13 protein-coding genes are annotated in these 15980 nt (G+C 67.5%); 2 read left to right on the top strand and 11 right to left on the bottom strand.

Features of this window, described 5'->3' with window-relative positions; all coding sequences use genetic code 11:
* Window positions 1-5 precede the first annotated feature (5 nt).
* The 9 genes from AC3RCJ_RS09015 to AC3RCJ_RS09055 form a co-directional block, all read right to left on the bottom strand.
* Complete coding sequence (locus tag AC3RCJ_RS09015; protein ID WP_492963859.1) at window positions 6-440, bottom strand: hypothetical protein; 435 nt, start codon at window positions 438-440, stop codon at window positions 6-8.
* Window positions 437-1879: an efflux transporter outer membrane subunit gene (locus AC3RCJ_RS09020; protein WP_492963857.1), complete on the bottom strand. Its 1443-nt coding sequence runs from the start codon at window positions 1877-1879 to the stop codon at window positions 437-439. The genes AC3RCJ_RS09015 and AC3RCJ_RS09020 overlap by 4 nt, the downstream gene beginning before the upstream one ends.
* A complete protein-coding gene (locus AC3RCJ_RS09025; RefSeq protein WP_492963856.1) occupies window positions 1876-2946 on the bottom strand; it encodes an HlyD family secretion protein in 1071 nt (356 codons plus the stop codon). Before AC3RCJ_RS09025 ends, AC3RCJ_RS09020 begins: the two co-directional genes overlap by 4 nt.
* A 26-nt stretch (window positions 2947-2972) precedes the next feature.
* A complete protein-coding gene (locus tag AC3RCJ_RS09030) occupies window positions 2973-4508 on the bottom strand; it encodes an MFS transporter (protein WP_492963854.1) in 1536 nt (511 codons plus the stop codon).
* A 102-nt stretch (window positions 4509-4610) separates the two neighbouring features.
* On the bottom strand, window positions 4611-5531 hold the full coding sequence (locus AC3RCJ_RS09035) for a LysR family transcriptional regulator (RefSeq protein WP_492963852.1): 921 nt from the start codon (window positions 5529-5531) through the stop codon (window positions 4611-4613).
* Between the two features lie 28 nt (window positions 5532-5559).
* On the bottom strand, window positions 5560-7959 hold the full coding sequence (locus tag AC3RCJ_RS09040) for a TonB-dependent siderophore receptor (RefSeq protein ID WP_492963850.1): 2400 nt from the start codon (window positions 7957-7959) through the stop codon (window positions 5560-5562).
* A gap of 86 nt (window positions 7960-8045) precedes the next feature.
* Window positions 8046-9062, bottom strand: coding sequence for a FecR domain-containing protein (locus AC3RCJ_RS09045; protein ID WP_492963848.1), 1017 nt, complete (start codon window positions 9060-9062; stop codon window positions 8046-8048).
* Window position 9063: 1 nt separating this feature from the next.
* Window positions 9064-9630: a sigma-70 family RNA polymerase sigma factor gene (locus AC3RCJ_RS09050; RefSeq protein ID WP_492963846.1), complete on the bottom strand. Its 567-nt coding sequence runs from the start codon at window positions 9628-9630 to the stop codon at window positions 9064-9066.
* Between the two features lie 132 nt (window positions 9631-9762).
* Window positions 9763-10461 (bottom strand): UPF0149 family protein, encoded by a 699-nt coding sequence (locus AC3RCJ_RS09055; RefSeq protein ID WP_492963844.1) that lies wholly within the window; start codon window positions 10459-10461, stop codon window positions 9763-9765.
* Window positions 10462-10564: 103 nt separating this feature from the next.
* Here AC3RCJ_RS09055 and AC3RCJ_RS09060 point away from each other — a divergent pair, with 103 nt between their 5' ends.
* Both AC3RCJ_RS09060 and AC3RCJ_RS09065 read left to right on the top strand, forming a co-directional pair.
* A complete protein-coding gene (locus tag AC3RCJ_RS09060) occupies window positions 10565-11578 on the top strand; it encodes a serine/threonine protein kinase (RefSeq protein ID WP_492963842.1) in 1014 nt (337 codons plus the stop codon).
* 245 nt (window positions 11579-11823) lie between these two features.
* Window positions 11824-14250: a hypothetical protein gene (locus tag AC3RCJ_RS09065; RefSeq protein ID WP_492963840.1), complete on the top strand. Its 2427-nt coding sequence runs from the start codon at window positions 11824-11826 to the stop codon at window positions 14248-14250.
* Window positions 14251-14373: 123 nt separating this feature from the next.
* On the opposite strand, the gene AC3RCJ_RS09070 is transcribed toward AC3RCJ_RS09065, so the two are convergent.
* Entirely contained in the window at window positions 14374-15327 is a 954-nt protein-coding gene (locus tag AC3RCJ_RS09070) for a hypothetical protein (RefSeq protein WP_492963838.1), read from the bottom strand.
* A 262-nt stretch (window positions 15328-15589) separates the two neighbouring features.
* Window positions 15590-15964, bottom strand: a complete 375-nt coding sequence (locus AC3RCJ_RS09075) for a DUF8785 domain-containing protein (RefSeq protein WP_046682297.1) — start codon at window positions 15962-15964, stop codon at window positions 15590-15592.
* Window positions 15965-15980: the final 16 nt, after the last annotated feature.

Here is a 15980-nt window from a genome sequence, read left to right on the forward strand (position 1 = left end):
ACCACTTACCACACGTCCGCCGCGCGCGGCCGCGCCATCCGGCCGCTGCCCAGCAGCCATACCATCAGGGCGTCGGCCTGTTCGCGCGTGGCCGCCACTTCCTGCACGATGCCGAAGGCTTGCATGGCGCCGGCCGCCAGCGCCTGCAGGCGCGCGCGCTGCTCCGCGTCCGCCTCGACCGATACCAGTCCCCGGCAAAGGGCGGCCAGCGCCACCTTGTTATGCTTGAGCCACAGGCCGCGCCGCTTGCGGTCAATGTGTGCTTCGTCGCGGCGTTCCGCTTCGAACAGCAGGACGAACGGCTCGCCGTGGCGCAGCAGCGCGTCCATGTCGTTTTCCCACAGCGGCGCATAGCCGGTGACGGCCGTTTCCGGGCGAAAGCGCACGATGGGAAAGTCGCTGACGTCGTGGATGGAGAATCGGGTGCTATCGGGTTTCATCGTGTGTTTCCTTGTTCGCTAGTGGGTGAAAAGGCTTGCCAGCCGCCGCCCAGCGCCTTGTAGACCTGGACCAGCGACAGCGAGGCGGTAGCGCGGCTGTCGACCAGCGCCGCCTCGTTGTTCATCAGGGTGTTCTGCACGTGCAGCACGTTGATCAGGTCCGTGCTGCCCTGGCGGTATTGCAGCTCGGCGTACTGCAAGGCACGCCGGCCCTGGCGTACCGCTTCATCGAGGCTGGCGTGGCGCCGTTCATTGGCCTGGTAGCCCGAGAGCGCATCTTCCACCTCGTGCCAGGCGGCCAGCACCGTCTGGCGATAGGCGATGGCCGCTTCCTGCTGCTGCGCTTCGCGCAATTGCAGGTTGGCGCGCAGGCGGCCGCCATCGAACAGGGGCACGCTGAAGCCGGGGCCGAAGGCAAAGCGTTTGGCGTCCCAGCCGATATCGGACAGCTGCATCGCCTGCAGGCCGACGCTGCCCGACAGCGTGATGCGCGGATAGAAATCGCCTTGCGCCACGCCGATATTGGCCGTGGCCGCGTGCAGCTGCGCCTCGGCGCGGCGGATGTCGGGCCGGCGTGCGGCCAGGCTGCCCGGCACGCCCAGCTGCACCTGCATGGCCACGGCCGGGATGTCCTTGCCCGCCGCCAGCTCCGCCAGCAGGGACTGTGGCGGCAGTGCCAGCAAGAGGGCGAGGGCATTGCCCAGGCGTGCTTCGCGCTGCTGCAGCGGCGGCAGGCGCGCTTCGATGGTGGCCACATGGGCCGCCGCCTCGGCCACGTCGAGCTGCGTTGCCGCGCCTTCGCGCAGGCGGATGCGCGTCAGGTCCAGCGTATGGCGCGCGATGGCCAGCAATTGTTCGGTGATGGCCAGCGTCTGCTGCGCGCCGCGCAGCTCGATGTAGTCGCGCGCCGTTTCGGCCAGCACGGCCAGCAGCACGCCGCGCCGGGTTTCCAGCGCCACCTCGACCCTGGCGTCGGCCGCTTCCACTTCGCGCCGCACGCGGCCCCACAGGTCCAGCTCCCAGGCGGCGTCGAGGTTGCTTTGCCACAAGTTGTAGGCCGATTGGCCGTTGTTGCGCGACGGATCGCTCAAGCCTTGTTCGCTGTTGCGCGCGCGGCCATAGCTGCCATTCGCGCCCAGGGACGGGCCTTGCGCGGCGCCCGCCACGCCGCGCGCGGCGCGGCTTTGTTCCAGCCGGCTGGCAGCGGCCAGCACGTCGAGGTTGGCGCCGGCGGCGCGCTGCACCAGCGACGACAGCGTGGCATCGCCAAAGCCATCCCACCAGCGCTGTTCGACGGCGGCGTCCTGCTGCGCCGTGAAGCGCGCATCGCCCGCCTGGCGCCATTGCCGTCCCAGTTCATTCGGCGGACGCTGGAAGTCGCTGCCGACGCTGGCGCAGCCGGCCAGGCCCATTGCCGTAAAGAGTATCAGTGCTTTCATCGCGCGCTCACCTGTTTGATGTCTTGAACGCGCATGCCCGTATCGATGCGCACTTCGGCCGACATGCCCACGCGCAGGCGGGCGTCGCCGTCCTGGCCCGCTTCGAGCGCGATCTTGACGGGAATGCGCTGCACCACCTTGGTGAAGTTGCCGGTGGCGTTTTCCGGGGCGATGGCGGCAAACGTGACGCCCGTGGCGGGTGCGATGCTCTGCACCGTGCCGCGCAGGGTTGCGCCAGGATAGGCATCGACCGTAATGCTGGCGCGCTGGCCGCGGCGCACGTGGGTCAGCTGGGTTTCCTGCAGGTTGGCGACGATGAAGCTGCGGTTCAAGGGCACCACGGCCATCAGGCTGGCGCCCGGGTTGACGAGGGCGCCGACGCGCACGGCGCGGCGTCCCACGATGCCGTCGACGGGCGCGCGCAGCTGCGTATGCGCCAGGTCAAGCTCGGCCCGCTGCAGGCCGGCGCGGGCGCGCAGCAGGGCCGCCTCGGCCGCGCCGTGCTGTGCCTGCAGAATGTCCGTCTGCTTGCGCGTGGCGGCCAGGGCGGCGCGGTTTTGCGCCAGGCGCGCGCGGCTGACATCGAAGCGCGATTGCGCCTGCTGCGCATTCTGCACGCTGCCTGCGCCCTGGCCGGCCAGCTGCTGGTAGCGCTCCAGCTCCTGCCTGGCCAGTTTTTCTTCCGCCTGGTTGGCGTCGACCAGGGTGCTGGCCTGGTCGATGACCGCTTGCTGGCGCTCGAGCGTGGCGCGGGTATTGAGCCGCTGCGCTTCGGCGCCGGCCACGTCGGCGCGGGCCGAGGCGAGGGCCGCCTGGTAGTCGCGGTCGTCGATGCGCACCAGCAGCTGGCCCGCCGTCACGTGCTGGTTGTCTTCCACCAGCACCTGCTGCACGATGCCGCCCACCTTGGGCGAGAGCACGGTGTAGTCGGCGCTGACGAAGGCGTCATCGGTGCTTTGTTCTTCGTTGCGGGCGAACAGCAGCTGCCAGGCGCAATAGGCGAGGGCGCAGGCCAGCAGGGCCAGGCCGAGCATGAAGGCGCGCGAGCGCAGGATGGGGATATTCATGGTGAGGCTCTTTCGTAAAGTAAAACTCAAGCCGCGCGCGGCGGATAGACGCGCGTCGGCAGGATGGGGATGATCACAATCATGGCCAGCGCGATGGCGGCCACGGTGAGGTAGAGGTCGGACGAGGTCAGGGTGACGACCTGCGCATGCATGCGCGCACCCAGGCCTGCCATGTCGACGCTGCCAGGCAGGTTGCCCAGGCGTTCGCTGAGCACCGTCGAATGGAAATGGTTGCGGCGCGTGACCAGCGCGTCGAGCGCGCCGGTGGCGACGACGGCCGACATGCCCTTGATGGTGTTGAACCAGGCCGAGGCGAAGGGACCGTCCTGCGGCGCCAGCCCCGTGGTGGCCAGCAGCAGCAGGGGAATCACGGCCATCGGCTGCGCAAAGACCTGCAGCGCCTGCAGCAGGTAGAAATGCGTGCGTATCCAGTCCGGCGACATGCGCGCACCGAGCACGCAGGCCAGCGCCAGCAGGCCCAGGCCGGTGGCCAGCACCCAGCGGCAGTCGACGGCGCGCAGATTGCACAGGGCGGCCACCAGCGGCAGCGCGACCAGCTGCGGCAGGGCCACCATCAGCATCACGGGCGCCGTCTGCAGCGGGCGGTAGCCATGCACCTGCGCCAGGTAGGACGAGGGGATCAGGATCACGGCCAGCAGCACGAACAGCACGCCGCCCAGGGTCAGCAGGGCATGGCTGAGGTTGCGCCGCGACAGCAGCTGCAGCTTGAAAAACGGCAGCGGATGCGACCATTCATTGATGAAAAACAAGATCAGCAACAGCATGCCGCCGCCCAGCAGCACGCAGATCAGCGGCGAAGCGAACCACGCCAGGCGCTCGCCCTGCAGCAGGCCGATCACCAGCATGCTGATGGCGGGCAGGCCCAGCAGCAGGCCGCGCCAGTCGAACTGCCGGAAGCGTTCCAGGCGCAGCGGGTCTTGCGGCAAGCCCCAGGACACCATCAGCAGCGCGACGATGCTGCCCGGGATGACTTGCCAGAAGGCCCATTGCCAGCCCAGGTACTCGGTCCAGAAGGCGGCCAGCGGCGTGCCCAGGCTGGGACCGAAGGTGGCGCTCAGCGCATAGCCGCCCAGGCCATACAGCTTGATGTTCGGCGGCAGGAAGCGCAGCGCCACCGTCATCAGCATGGGCGGCAGCGCGCCGCCGGCCGCGCCCTGCACCACGCGCAGCAGCATCAGCACGGACAGATTCGGCGCAAACGGGCACAGTACGCCGGCGGCCATGCAGACCACGATGGCGGCCAGGGTGACGCGGCGCAGCGAGAAGGTGACGGAGCACCACGGCGCGAACGCCATGGCCGACACCGAGGCGGCCGCGTACAGGGCGACGAGCCAGCTGGCGTCGTCGCGCGCGATGCCCATGGCGCCGCGGATGTCGGCCAGCGCGATCTTGGTGATGTTTTCGTTCAGGCCGGACACCAGCACGGCCAGCAGCACGCCGGCCAGGCCGGTGGCCAGGCGCAGGCCGAAGGCGGGCGGAGCGGGCGGTGAAGGGGGCGGCGTCGTCGTCGGGACGGCGCCGGGTAGCAGTACAGCGGACACAGGGAACTCCGTGGATGAGAATCAGTCCACGCAGTATAGGTAGCGCTAAATATTATGAAAATTGATCATTGAGGAAGTCTGAATTGCGTCTGGCGCAATGATTCATTCGTCCGACGGCGCGCTGCCGCACAGCTCCTTGATCATGCGTCGCAGCCAGCGGTGCGCATGGTCGTGGTCGAGGCGCGGGTGCCAGGCCTGCATCACGTCGACGCTGTCGACGGGAATCGGCAGCTGGAAGGTGCGCAGTTTCAATCCCAGCCGCTCGACGATGGGCAGCAGGGGCGTGGGCATCAGCGGCAGCAGCAGGCGCGAATCGGCCACGGCGAAGATGGCGGACTGGAAGTTGGGGCTGATCAGCGACACCCGGCGCGTGTAGCCCCGCTCAGCCAGGGCGATATCGAAGGGGCCGCGCGCCAGGCCGCGCCGCGAGACGCTGATATGTTCGTATTCGGTAAAGCTGTCGAGGTTGACGGGGCCGTCGAAGATCGGGTGGTCGCTGCGGGCGATGCCGACAAAGCCGCTCTTAAACAGCTGCTGCAGCTTGATGTCGGGCGCAAAGGCGCGCCGCGCGCTGATGTACAGGTCGATGCGGCCCGCGTGCAGGGCGTCGTTTTCCGTGGCGCCATCGCCTTCGGGCACGAAGCGCAGCACCGTGTGCGGCGCATGGCTGGCCAGCATGTCGCGCAGCTTGCCGCCATACGCGCCGACAAACACGTCGTTGGCACACAGGCTGAAGGTGCGCTCCAGGGTACCCAGGTCGACTTCGCGGCCCGAGGTGAAGATGGCGTGCGCCTGTTCCACCACGCCGCGCACCTGCTCGCGCAGCTCGAGCGCGCGCGGGGTGGGCGCCAGGCCGCGCCCGGAGCGCACGAAGACGGGGTCGCCGATGGCGTCGCGGATGCGCGCCAGGGTGCGGCTCATGGCCGGCGCGCTCAAATGCATGCGCCGCGCGGCGGCCACGGCGCTGCCCTCCTCGAGCAGGATATCGAGGGCGACGAGCAGGTTCAGGTCTGGGAGTTTCATGCGCCGATTATAGCGCCGGGCCGCCGATTCAGAAATCCACCTGGGCCGAGAAACGCGCGCTGCGCGGGCTGCCCACGTTCAGCCAGCCGCCGCCCACGCCCGCGGCCGAGGCCCAGTAGCGGCGGTCGAACACATTGTCCAGGTTGGCCCGCAGCACCACGGGCCGCATGTGCCGCAGCCGCAGCGTGTAGCGCGCGCCCAGGTCGAGGATGGTCCAGGCGGGGATCTGCTGCAGGTTGCCCGAGCCGGCATACTGCGAGCCTGCATGCGTGATCCTGCCCGTCACCGTCAGGCCGGGCGCGAAAGGCGCATCCCATTCCGAGCCGAGATTGACATTCAGCCTGGAGATGCCGGGCGCCTTGTCGCCATCAAACTCGCCTTGCGGGGTGGCCGTCAGCACGGCGTCGAGCAGCATGGCGCCGGCCATCACGCGCCAGCCCTTGACGGGTTCGCCGACGATGGACGCTTCCAGTCCCCGGTTGCGCTGTTCGCCAAACAGGCCGTAGACCATGCTGGCGGTGTCGAGCTGGCCATTGGGCCGTTTGACCTGGAAGACGCTGACGGTGGTCAGGTAGTCGCCCGTATCGATCTTCACGCCCGCCTCGTACTGGCGGCTTTTATAGGGAGAGAAGATTTCGCCGGCGTTCCTGGCCATGTCAGGCGCCACCGGGCCCTTGTTCAGCGCCTGCATGCTGTTGGCATACAGCGACACGTTGGCGACGGGCTTGAAGACGATGCCCGCGCCCGGCGTCAGCGCGCTCTTGTCGTAGGCCGTTTTCACGCCGTTGCGGTAGCTGGCCACGTCGACGCGCTGGTGGCGCGCGCCGCCCATCAGCTGCAAGCGGCCGTCCAGCATGGTGATGGTGTCGGCGATGGCAAAGCTGGTCAGCGTGCCCTGCGATGTCAGCGGCAGCGCGCCCAGGCGGCTGGAAAATACCGGCTCATCGACGAACACGGGCGCATACAGATTGGAACTGAGTTCGCCGTTGTATTCGCGCGCGCTGTAGATTTTCTGCCACGTGCCGCTGGCTCCCGCATGCAGTTCATGCGTCAGGGCGCCCGTCCTGAAGACGCCGCGCAAGCCCGCTTCACCCGAGCGCGACTTGGTCAGCGAGGGGCGCGATGAAAAGTATTCGGTAAAGTCGCCCGCGCTGTTGCTGATGATGGGTTCGGGCGACAGCTTGTCCTGCTGCGCATGCTGGGCGCCCAGCGCGGCGTAGGCCGTCAGCCCGGGCAGGAGATCGTATTCGACCCTCGCCATGCCGAATTCGGTGCTTGATTTGGCGTAGTTCCAGGGTTGCGTGGTGTTGCGCGCGGGTGGCCTGGGGATGTCGAAGCCGTTCGACTCAAGGAAATACCACCAGCCGCCGCGCCGCATGTCGAGGTGGTCGTAGCCGAGATCGAGCGAAGCGCGCAGGGCGCCGCCCCGGTAGTCGAGTCCCAGGCTGGCCGTGCCCATGGTCTTGTCGCTGCCCTTCAGCGCCGTTTCGCCGTCGCGGTACACAGCGTTGGCGCGCACGCCGAACTGCTGCTTGTCGCCGAAGCGGCGGCCTACGTCCAGATGGGCGCCGAACTGCGCGCGCGAGTCGTAGCTGCCCGTCAGGCGCGTGAGCGGCTCGTCGCCGGCACGCTTGGGCACCAGGTTGATGATGGCGCCGATGCTGCCGCCGGGCGCGATGCCGGCCAGGAAGGCCGAGGTGCCTTTCAGCACTTCCACTCTTTCGATTGTTTCCATGGGGATCTTGGTGGCCGGCGCCACGCCGAACAGGCCGCCGTAGCTGATGTCCTCGGCCAGCACGTTGAAGCCGCGCACGTGGGGCTGGTCGATATAGCTGTCGCGCGGCCAGCCGCTGGCGATCGACGGATCGTTGGCCAGCACGTCGCCCAAGCTGCGCGCCTGCTGGTTGCGCAGCAGTTCCTCCGTGTAGCTGGTGGCGGCAAACGGCGTGTCCATCACGTCGCGCGTGCCCAGCACGCCCAGGCGGCTGCCGCGCGCCACCTGGCCGCCCGCATAGGCGCCGGGCAGGGCATCTTCCTGCGCGCCGCTGACGCTCACTTCGGGCATGACGGCGTCGCGCGCACCGGCGGGCACGGCCAGGGCGGCGCGCAGCGTGTAGCCGCCCGCCCCGGTGCGCAGCAGTTCCAGGCCGCTGCCGGACAATGCCAGCCGCAGCGCTTGCGCCGCATCGTAGCTGCCGCGCACGGGGGCGGCGCTGCGCTTGGCCGCGAGGGCGGCGTCCATGGTCAGCACCACGCCGGCCTGGCGCGCGATCTTGTTCAGGCTGGCGGCCAGCGCGCCGGCGGGAATGTCGTAGTCCTGCACGGCATCGTGGTTTTGCGCCAGGGCGGGCAGGGGCGCCAGCGCGGCGGCGCTGCCCGCGAGGAAGACGGTGGCAAACAGGGGATGGAACGGGAAGGGCAAGGACACGGCACGACTCCAGAAAAAGGGGAAAAGGATGGGGCTTCCTTTCCTTGCCGTGCCAGACCGCGTAAGTGAGAGGGCAAGATGACTTTTTATTTATTTTCATGGCGCAGGCGCACCGTGCTCCACCAGCGGGCCGTGGTTGACACTTCCACCGGCACGGCCGCGCTCAGGGCCAGCAGCGCGGCGTCGCTGTCAGCCAGCGGCAGGGCGCCGCTCACGCGCAGGCGCGCCGCCTCGGGCGTCACGCGCAGGTAGCCGCGGTGATAGCGGGCGATTTCGTCCACCACGGCGCCCAGCGGCTGGTTCTCCACCACCAGCATGCCGTCCTTCCAGGCGTCGGCATTGCTGTCGGCCGGGGCGGGCAGGCCGACCACGCCGTCATGCAGGCGCACGGTTTCGCCCTGGCGCACGATGCGCTCCCGGGCACACGGCACCTGCGGCTGCGGCGCGCAGCTGGCCGGACGGGCGGCGACCGCATGGCGGGTCACCGTCAGGCGCGTGCCGCCCTCGTCGAGCCGGCGCACGACGAAGCTGGTGCCCAGCGCGCGCAGGCTGCCGTCCGGCGTATGGACGATGAAGGGACGTCCGCTGTTGTTGCCGGTGTGGCTGGTGTCGATGGCGATCTCGCCGCCGCGCAGCATCACCCCGCGCTCGCGGCTGTCGAATGCCAGGTCCACGGCGCTGCCGGTATTGAGGTGCAGCACGCTCCCGTCGGGCAGCAGCACGGTCTGGCGCTCGCCCGTGCCCGTATGGTAGTCGGCCAGCAGGGCCAGCGGCTGCACGTGACGGATGCCGCCCACGCCGGCGGCCAGCATGATCGCCAGCACGACGGCCAGCGCGGCGGCAGCGGACGCGCGCGTTGGCGGCGCCAGTGTCCGTTTGCCGCGCTTGAGCAAGAGCTTGCGGGTGGCCGGGCCGGCGGCCGGCGCCAGGTGCTGGTCGATTTGTCCCAGCTGGCGCCAGGCCAGCGCATGCTCCGCCGCCTGTTCCAGCCAGGCTTGCAAGCCCTGGTGGTCTGCTGCGCTGGCCGTGCCCGAGCCGAGCAGCAACTGCCAGGTGATTGCCTGTTCCAGCACGCTGGCCGGCACGGGAGCATGGGCCTGCATGTCAGCCGGCCTCGCCAAATTGCAGGTGATAGGCCAGGCGCGCGGCATTGGCCAGGTATTGCCGCACGCGCGGCACGGAGACCTTCATCTGCGCGGCGATGTCGGCATGCGCCAGTCCGTCGAGGCGGCTCAACAGCCAGGCCTGGCGGGTTTTCGGTGTCATCGCGTCGAGGATGCGGCCCAGCGCTTCGAGCGTTTGCAGCGCCAGCATCCGTTCTTCGGGCGAGGGGTGCAAGGCCGGCGGCAAGGCAGCCAGGTCTGCCAGGTAGGCCTGCTCCAGGTCGGCGCGGCGGAAGCTGTCGATCATCAGGCCGCGCGCGATGGTGGTCAGATAGGCCCGCGGCGAGCGCAATGCCAGGGCGCCGGGGCTGCCTGGTGCCGGCGCGCCCAGCAGCCGCGCGAATGTATCGTGCGCCAGGTCGGCAGCATGAGCCTGGCTGTTCAGTTTCTTGCGCAGCCAACCCAGCAGCCAGCCATGGTGGTCGCCATACAGCGTTTGCACCAGGGTGTCGGAAGTGGGTTGGGGATGGACCAGCGGCATGGACGCCTCCAGGAGTTCGGCTGCCATGCGGCAGTAATGCAAATAAGAATTATTCTCAATTATAGGCGAAGTGGCGGGGCGGACGCAATCGAGGAAGCGGAATGAAAAACGCCGGGACGGTGCCCGGCGTTCAAGAGTAACTAGGTGCGTCTCTGCGTATTACTCGGCTGCCGGCTCGGCGCCGCAGCATTTCTTGAACTTCTTGCCGCTGCCGCAAGGGCAGTCGTCGTTGCGGCCCACTTTCGGCTCTTCGCGCTTCAGGGTCTGCACGGGAGCCTTGCGGCGCGGTACCCAGAAACGGTGGATGGCCGGCAGGTTCGCTTCCAGTTCCTGCGCCAGCTTGTGCGCCTTGACCGGGTCTTCCACCAGTTTCAGTTCTTCTTCCTTGATTTCGTCGGCGCCCAGCAGGTAGATCGGCTGCATCAGCTCGGCCACTTCGGAATCCCAGATTGCGCTCCACGAGCCGGGACGCAGTTCCATGCCGTCCCAGAAGCCCCAGCACCACGCTTCGGCATCGATCAGGGTCTGGCCTTCGTAGTCGTGCTCGACGAACAGGGCTTCGAATTCCTTGGGCGCGACTTCAAACGTCACCAGCACCTCGTTCATGAAGCGCATGATCAGGTTGACGATGCGTTCTTCTTCCTTGCTGTTCTTGAATTTCGGCGCATCTTCGGCATCTTCGCCCCACACGCGCGGCAACCACTCGGCCGGCATGATCGGTTCCGGGCCGATGGCGACGGCCGTCAGATAGCCGTGCAGCATATCCATGGTCATCGCGTCCTCGGAGCAGCGCTCCGACAACAGGAATTGGTCTAATTCGTCGAATTCTTTTTCTGATAATGGCTGTTCGAGTTGCATGGCTTGCTCTTTGATTGAATGTAAGGCGCCAGTATACGCCTTGCGGCGCTTCATCACCGAAGTGTTTGCACCGGCGCCCCGCGCGCGCCTTACAATGTCGCTTATGCACAATGAAAACCAGCCGCACGAGGACGACCGGCCCGTCCATCCCTTTTCCGCCCTGAGCCCCGATTGCGTGCTCGACGCCCTCGACAGCGTGGGCCTGCGCGGCGATGGCCGCCTGCTGGCCCTGAACAGCTATGAAAACCGCGTCTACCAGGTGGGCATCGAGGACAGCGCACCGCTGGTGGCCAAGTTTTACCGCCCCGCGCGCTGGAGCGATGCCGCCATCCTGGAAGAACACGCGTTCGTGTCCGAGCTGGTCGAGCGCGAAATCCAGGTGGTGCCGGCGCTGGCCATCAACGGCAGCACCCTGCACCAGTACCAGGGCTTCCGCTTTGCCGTCTTCCCCCGCCACGGCGGCCGCGCGCCCGAGCTGGACGACCCGGCGACGCTGGAATGGATAGGGCGCTTCATCGGCCGCATCCACGCCGTCGGCGCGCTGTCCGCCTACCAGGAACGTCCTGCCCTCGATCACCAGACGTTTGGCGTCGAGCCGCGCGAATTCTTGCTCGAAGGCAATTTCCTGCCGCCCGAACTGCTGGCCGCGTATTCCAGCGTGGCGCAGCAGGCGCTCGACGGCGTCAAGCGCTGCTATGACCGCGCCGGCGACGTGGCCGTGCTGCGCACGCATGGCGATTGCCATGGCGGCAACGTGCTGTGGACGGACGCCGGCCCGCATTTCGTCGACTTCGACGACAGCCGCATGGGCCCGGCCATCCAGGACCTGTGGATGATGCTGTCGGGCGAGCGCGGCGACCAGGTGCGCCAGATGAGCGACATCCTGGCCGGCTACGAGGATTTCTGCGATTTCGACCCGCGCCAGCTGTACCTGGTCGAAGCGCTGCGCACCCTGCGCCTGATCCATTATTCGGCCTGGCTGGCGCGCCGCTGGGACGACCCCGCCTTCCCCGTCGCCTTCCCGTGGTTTAACACGCAGCGCTACTGGCAGGACCGCATCCTGGAACTCAGGGAGCAGGTGGCGCTGATGGATGAAGCGCCGCTCTGGCCCATCTGAATGCATATTTTGCCAATAAAACCGTAGCGAGCGGCAGTGATTTGTGGCCGAGAAGCGCAACTGGGCTGAAGCCCAGTGAGCATCGCCGGCCGCAAAGCGCGCCGCGCAGCAGGTTTGATTGGTGAAATGAGGAAAAGAGCGGTAAAAGAGGCTCTTCTTGCCGCGCTGATTTGCGCATGCCTGTTCGATAATGGTGCTAATAAATTCCCATAAGCAACGGAATTCACCCGAATAAGCGAGAAATCATGCAAGCACAGCAAAATCAGCGCCAGGCCGTTTCCCTCTCCGTCGCGTATGCCGCCGACGACGAGTTCGACCAGGACAGCATCGTTTCGCTGCATGATTTCAAGGACCTGGAGAGCAAGGCGGAAGTACCAGCCCCAATTGCCGCCATTTCGCCACAGCCGCCGGCAGAACCGGAAGTGGAAAGCGACAGCAAGGCGCCCGCCGCCGGCCGCCAGCAAATGGAATTGAAAGCCATCCACGAGGCCATCGCCCGCGTGGAAGCCGAAGCGAAGGCCACCTGCGCCGCCGAAAGCCGGGCCCTGGCCGAGGCGCGCGTGCGCTCGCTGGCCGAGGACCGCGCCGCCATCGATGCGGCCGCCGCCGCCGCCGCACAGCAAAACGCGCAGGCAGCCGAAGAGGCGATTGCCGCCAACCGCGACCGCCTGGAAACCATGCGCGCCGCCGCGCAGGCCAGCGTGGCCCGCCTGGAAGCGGTGAAGCAGGAGACGGCCGAACTGCGCGCCCGCGTGGAATCGGACAATGAAATCCGCCTGGCCGCGGAACAGCGCACCCGCGCCGAACAGGAAAGCCGCCTGCGCGCCAGCGAGCAGGTGGCGGTGCAGTCGGAACTGGCCGAGCAGGCCGCCCGCGCCGCCGAGGAATTGCAGGTGCAGACGGAGCAGGCGCGCCTGCAGGCCGTCGAGCGCGTCGCCGCCGTGCAGGCGGCCAAGGAAGAAATGGTGGGCATCGCCTCGGCCGACGCCCGTGTCGCCGTGCTGGCGCGCGAACGCGAGCGCCACGCCCATGGCGCGCGCCAGACGGCGCAGATGCTGGCCGAAGCGGAAAGCGAGGCGCTGGAACTGACGGTGCAGCGCGAGCGCGCCGACCAGATCGCGCTGGAATCGGCCTTCAACCGCGCCGCCGCCGAAGTGCGCGCGCTGGAAGAAGCGCGCGCGCTGGCGCACCTGGAACAGGAACGCGAAGCCATCGCGCTGGCGCAGGCCGAATCGGAACGCCATGCGGCGCAGTCGCTGCGCTTGCGCCTGCAGACGGAAAAGGAATTGCGCGACGCGGCCATCCACCGCGAACGCCTGGAAATGGTTGCCGTGGCCAGCGCGCAGGCGCGCCGCGACGCCGACGTGCGCATCCTGGCCGCCACCGAGGCGCGCATCGAGGTGGACCGCCAGCTGCGCGCCGTGGCGCTGGCCCGTGTGGCCGCCGAACAGGATGCGGAAATCGCCGGCCACGCCAAGCTGGAAGCGGAAACGGCGGCCCTCGAGGAAACCAAGGCCCGCGAAGCGGCCGAACAGGCTGCCGCCGTGGCGGCCGCCAGCGAACTGCAAGAGCAGCAGCGCGCCGCCGGCCTGGCGCAGGAACGCGCCGAACTGGCGCGCCAGGCATCGCAACTGGCCGCCCGCCAGAACGAAGCCGAGCAGGCCGAGGTCGATGCCGGCAAGGCGACATTGGCCGCGCAGGAACAGGCGTCGCAACTGGCGCAGGAAAAAGCCCGGCAGGCAGAGCAGCTGCTGCAGGCGGAGCAGGAGCGCCTGGCCGCCGAGCAGGCCGCCATCGCCGCCCTGAAAGAGAAACTGGCAGCGGAAGCGCTGGCCTTCAACGCGGCGCAGGAACGCCTCGCGTCGGAACAGGCGCAAGCCGAACTGCTGCGCGGCCAGCATGCGGCCGAACTGGCGTTGCGGGAAGCGGCGCAAAAGGAAGCGGACGCCATTCGCATCCTGATGGAGCAGGCACTGGTCGACGGCGAGCAAAAGGCGGCTGCCGCGCAAGCCGTGCAGGCGCAGGCGCGCCTGGCCGTGGAACTGGGCCAGGTGCATGGCGAGCGCGCCCGCGTGGAAGCGGAAAAGGCGCAGGCAGCCGATGCCTTGCTGGCGTCCGAACGCGACTTCGTCGCGGCCGAACGCGAATCGCTGGCGCTGATTGCGCAAAAACTGGTGCAGCAGCGCCAGACGACGGCCGCCGAGGAGCGCGCCTCGCAAGCCATCGCCGGCCGCCTGGAAGCGGAAAAGCAGGCCACGCAGGCCGCCGAAACGCGCGCCGCCATGGAACAGCAGGCGCTCGACGCCATGCGCCAGCGCGAACAGCTGGAACTGGCGGCGCAGCAGGCCGCCGGCGAGAAGCTGGCAGCGCAGCAAGCCTTGCTGACCAGCGCCCAGGCCCATGCGGCCCTGCAGCGCAAGGCGGCCGACACCACGCGTGCCATGGCCGAAGCCAGGCAGCAATTGCTGGAACTGGACGTGCGCCGCGCGCAGGAGCAGGAGCGTGAACTGGCCGTCCTGCGCGCCAGCATGCAGCAGCCGGAAGCGTTTTCCGGTACCCTGGCCGCCGCCCGCGCCAGGGCAGGGCAGGTGAGTTCGGCCAGTCTGACGCGCGAAGTGATCGAGCGCCTGACGCAGCCTAACGAGGCTGGCGCCGTCTGGCGTTCACGCTGAGAGCCTGAAAACCCGATAACAGCCGGGGTCGGACCTTGATGGGGAAACGCAGTCCAACGGACTGCGTTCCAGTCGCGCAGCGACCGGCCCCAATTCCAGGTTTGGGTTGCGTCCGCATTTCCATCAGAACTTCCTGCCTACCCCCAGCAAAATCACATCCGCATCGCGGTGATAGTCCGTGATCACGCGGTTCCACGCCACTTGCCCCACCCAGCGGCGGTCGAAGTGGTAGCGGCCAGCCGCTGACAGCAAGCCTGTCAGGCGCGTGCTGTGGCCCTGCGTGTCGCGGGCATCCCACGCCAGGTAAGGGCCGCCGCCCATGCCGAATTCCACCTTTTCATTGAGCGAGCGGATCAGCCAGAGCTGGGCGGCCACGCCGCGCCGGTGCGCCAGCGCCGTGCTGCCTTCATCGATGGCGGTGGCGGTCCAGTCCACGTATTTTCCCGCCGCGCGCCGGTATTCCAGCGTGAACGGGCGCGAGCTTTCGGAACGCAGGCTGTTGACGATGGTGTGGCCCGTCGAGACGGTCAGCGTGTCGTCGTGTGCCCAGTTCTGCAGGTGCAGCTTGGCGCCCGGCACGCCGTCATAGCGGTAGCCGGCGCCGATCAGCAGATGCGTGGTGTTGTCCTTGCCATCGGGCTTGATGCGGTTGAGCTGCGCTTGCGCATACCAGCGGTTGTCGAACTGCCAGCGCGCCTGCAGGCTGACGATGGAGCCCCAGCCGTGGTCATTGTCGAAGTTATGGAGGCCGTCGTCGGTCCTGGCCGTATCGAAGAAAAAATAGCGTCCCGCGCCCGCGCCCAGGGTCAGGCCCTGCTCGACTTTCTTCGTGCGCAGCCAGAACTGGCCCGCCATGCCGTCGCGATGATGGTCTTCCGGATGGCCTTCATTGATGTAGGACAGGCTCACGGCATTGTAATTGCCCACTGGCTGGGTATAGCTGACGGCGGCGACGAAGGTGCGCTCCTTGGTGGAACTGACTTTCAGGGCGCCGGCCATGCCGGAGATGTCCTGCGCCTGCAGCGACAGGGGGAGCGAACTGGCCAGCAGGAGCAGGCCGCGGAGGTGGATGCGCATGGAGTTTCCGGTAGTGGTGATACACGCTAAAGGTGGGCTGGCTGGGCGTCATGCGATAGCGCAACGGTCACGCACATTTACTACATTTGTAGAATGTCTCAGTCAGAACTAATTGCTATAGTGTATAAGAAAGTGAGAATCTGTGAGGCACGTAACAAATTTCTTGCTGGAAATTCATTACTGCAATGGCGAGGGAACGACGGGAGGAGGAGGGCGCCGGCCTGGAATGGCCAGCCGGCGCGCAATTGCGGGAATACGGGAGTTACTGGCTTAATACCACCTTGTCGGCAAAGTATTCCGTTTCGCCGAAGCATTGCGTGGGCACGCCCTTGTGCTGGCTGTAGGTGACGAGGATGCGCTTGCCGGCCGCGGCCGTCAGCTGTTTCGCCACTTCCTCGTCGCGCACGCTGAACTGGAACTTTTCCGGGATGGTGCCCGGCAGCGCCGTCAGCAGCAATTCGCCTTCCCAGGTCTTGCAGATCCAGCCCCGCTTGGAAAACTTTTGCAGATAGCCCGCCCGCTCCCCCTCCGAGTACGAGAAGCTCAGGGCCATCCACGTGTAGGCGGCCAGCAGCAGGAAGCCGGCGACGAGGAAGATGGCGAAGGCGAAGGTGACTTTTTTGGTCGTAGGGGTCATGTTAGGGTAGTTTAGG

It is taken from the genome of Janthinobacterium sp. GW822-FHT07H11, from assembly GCF_058798615.1.

Coding starts and splice junctions, on each gene's coding strand:
- AC3RCJ_RS09070 (WP_492963838.1), bottom strand. CDS start 15,327: ATGCGCATCCACCTCCGCGGCCTGCTCCTGCTGGCCAGTTCGCTCCCC.
- AC3RCJ_RS09045 (WP_492963848.1), bottom strand. CDS start 9,062: ATGCAGGCCCATGCTCCCGTGCCGGCCAGCGTGCTGGAACAGGCAATC.
- AC3RCJ_RS09035 (WP_492963852.1), bottom strand. CDS start 5,531: ATGAAACTCCCAGACCTGAACCTGCTCGTCGCCCTCGATATCCTGCTC.
- AC3RCJ_RS09055 (WP_492963844.1), bottom strand. CDS start 10,461: ATGCAACTCGAACAGCCATTATCAGAAAAAGAATTCGACGAATTAGAC.
- AC3RCJ_RS09065 (WP_492963840.1), top strand. CDS start 11,824: ATGCAAGCACAGCAAAATCAGCGCCAGGCCGTTTCCCTCTCCGTCGCG.
- AC3RCJ_RS09060 (WP_492963842.1), top strand. CDS start 10,565: ATGCACAATGAAAACCAGCCGCACGAGGACGACCGGCCCGTCCATCCC.
- AC3RCJ_RS09015 (WP_492963859.1), bottom strand. CDS start 440: ATGAAACCCGATAGCACCCGATTCTCCATCCACGACGTCAGCGACTTT.
- AC3RCJ_RS09020 (WP_492963857.1), bottom strand. CDS start 1,879: ATGAAAGCACTGATACTCTTTACGGCAATGGGCCTGGCCGGCTGCGCC.
- AC3RCJ_RS09075 (WP_046682297.1), bottom strand. CDS start 15,964: ATGACCCCTACGACCAAAAAAGTCACCTTCGCCTTCGCCATCTTCCTC.
- AC3RCJ_RS09050 (WP_492963846.1), bottom strand. CDS start 9,630: ATGGCAGCCGAACTCCTGGAGGCGTCCATGCCGCTGGTCCATCCCCAA.
- AC3RCJ_RS09025 (WP_492963856.1), bottom strand. CDS start 2,946: ATGAATATCCCCATCCTGCGCTCGCGCGCCTTCATGCTCGGCCTGGCC.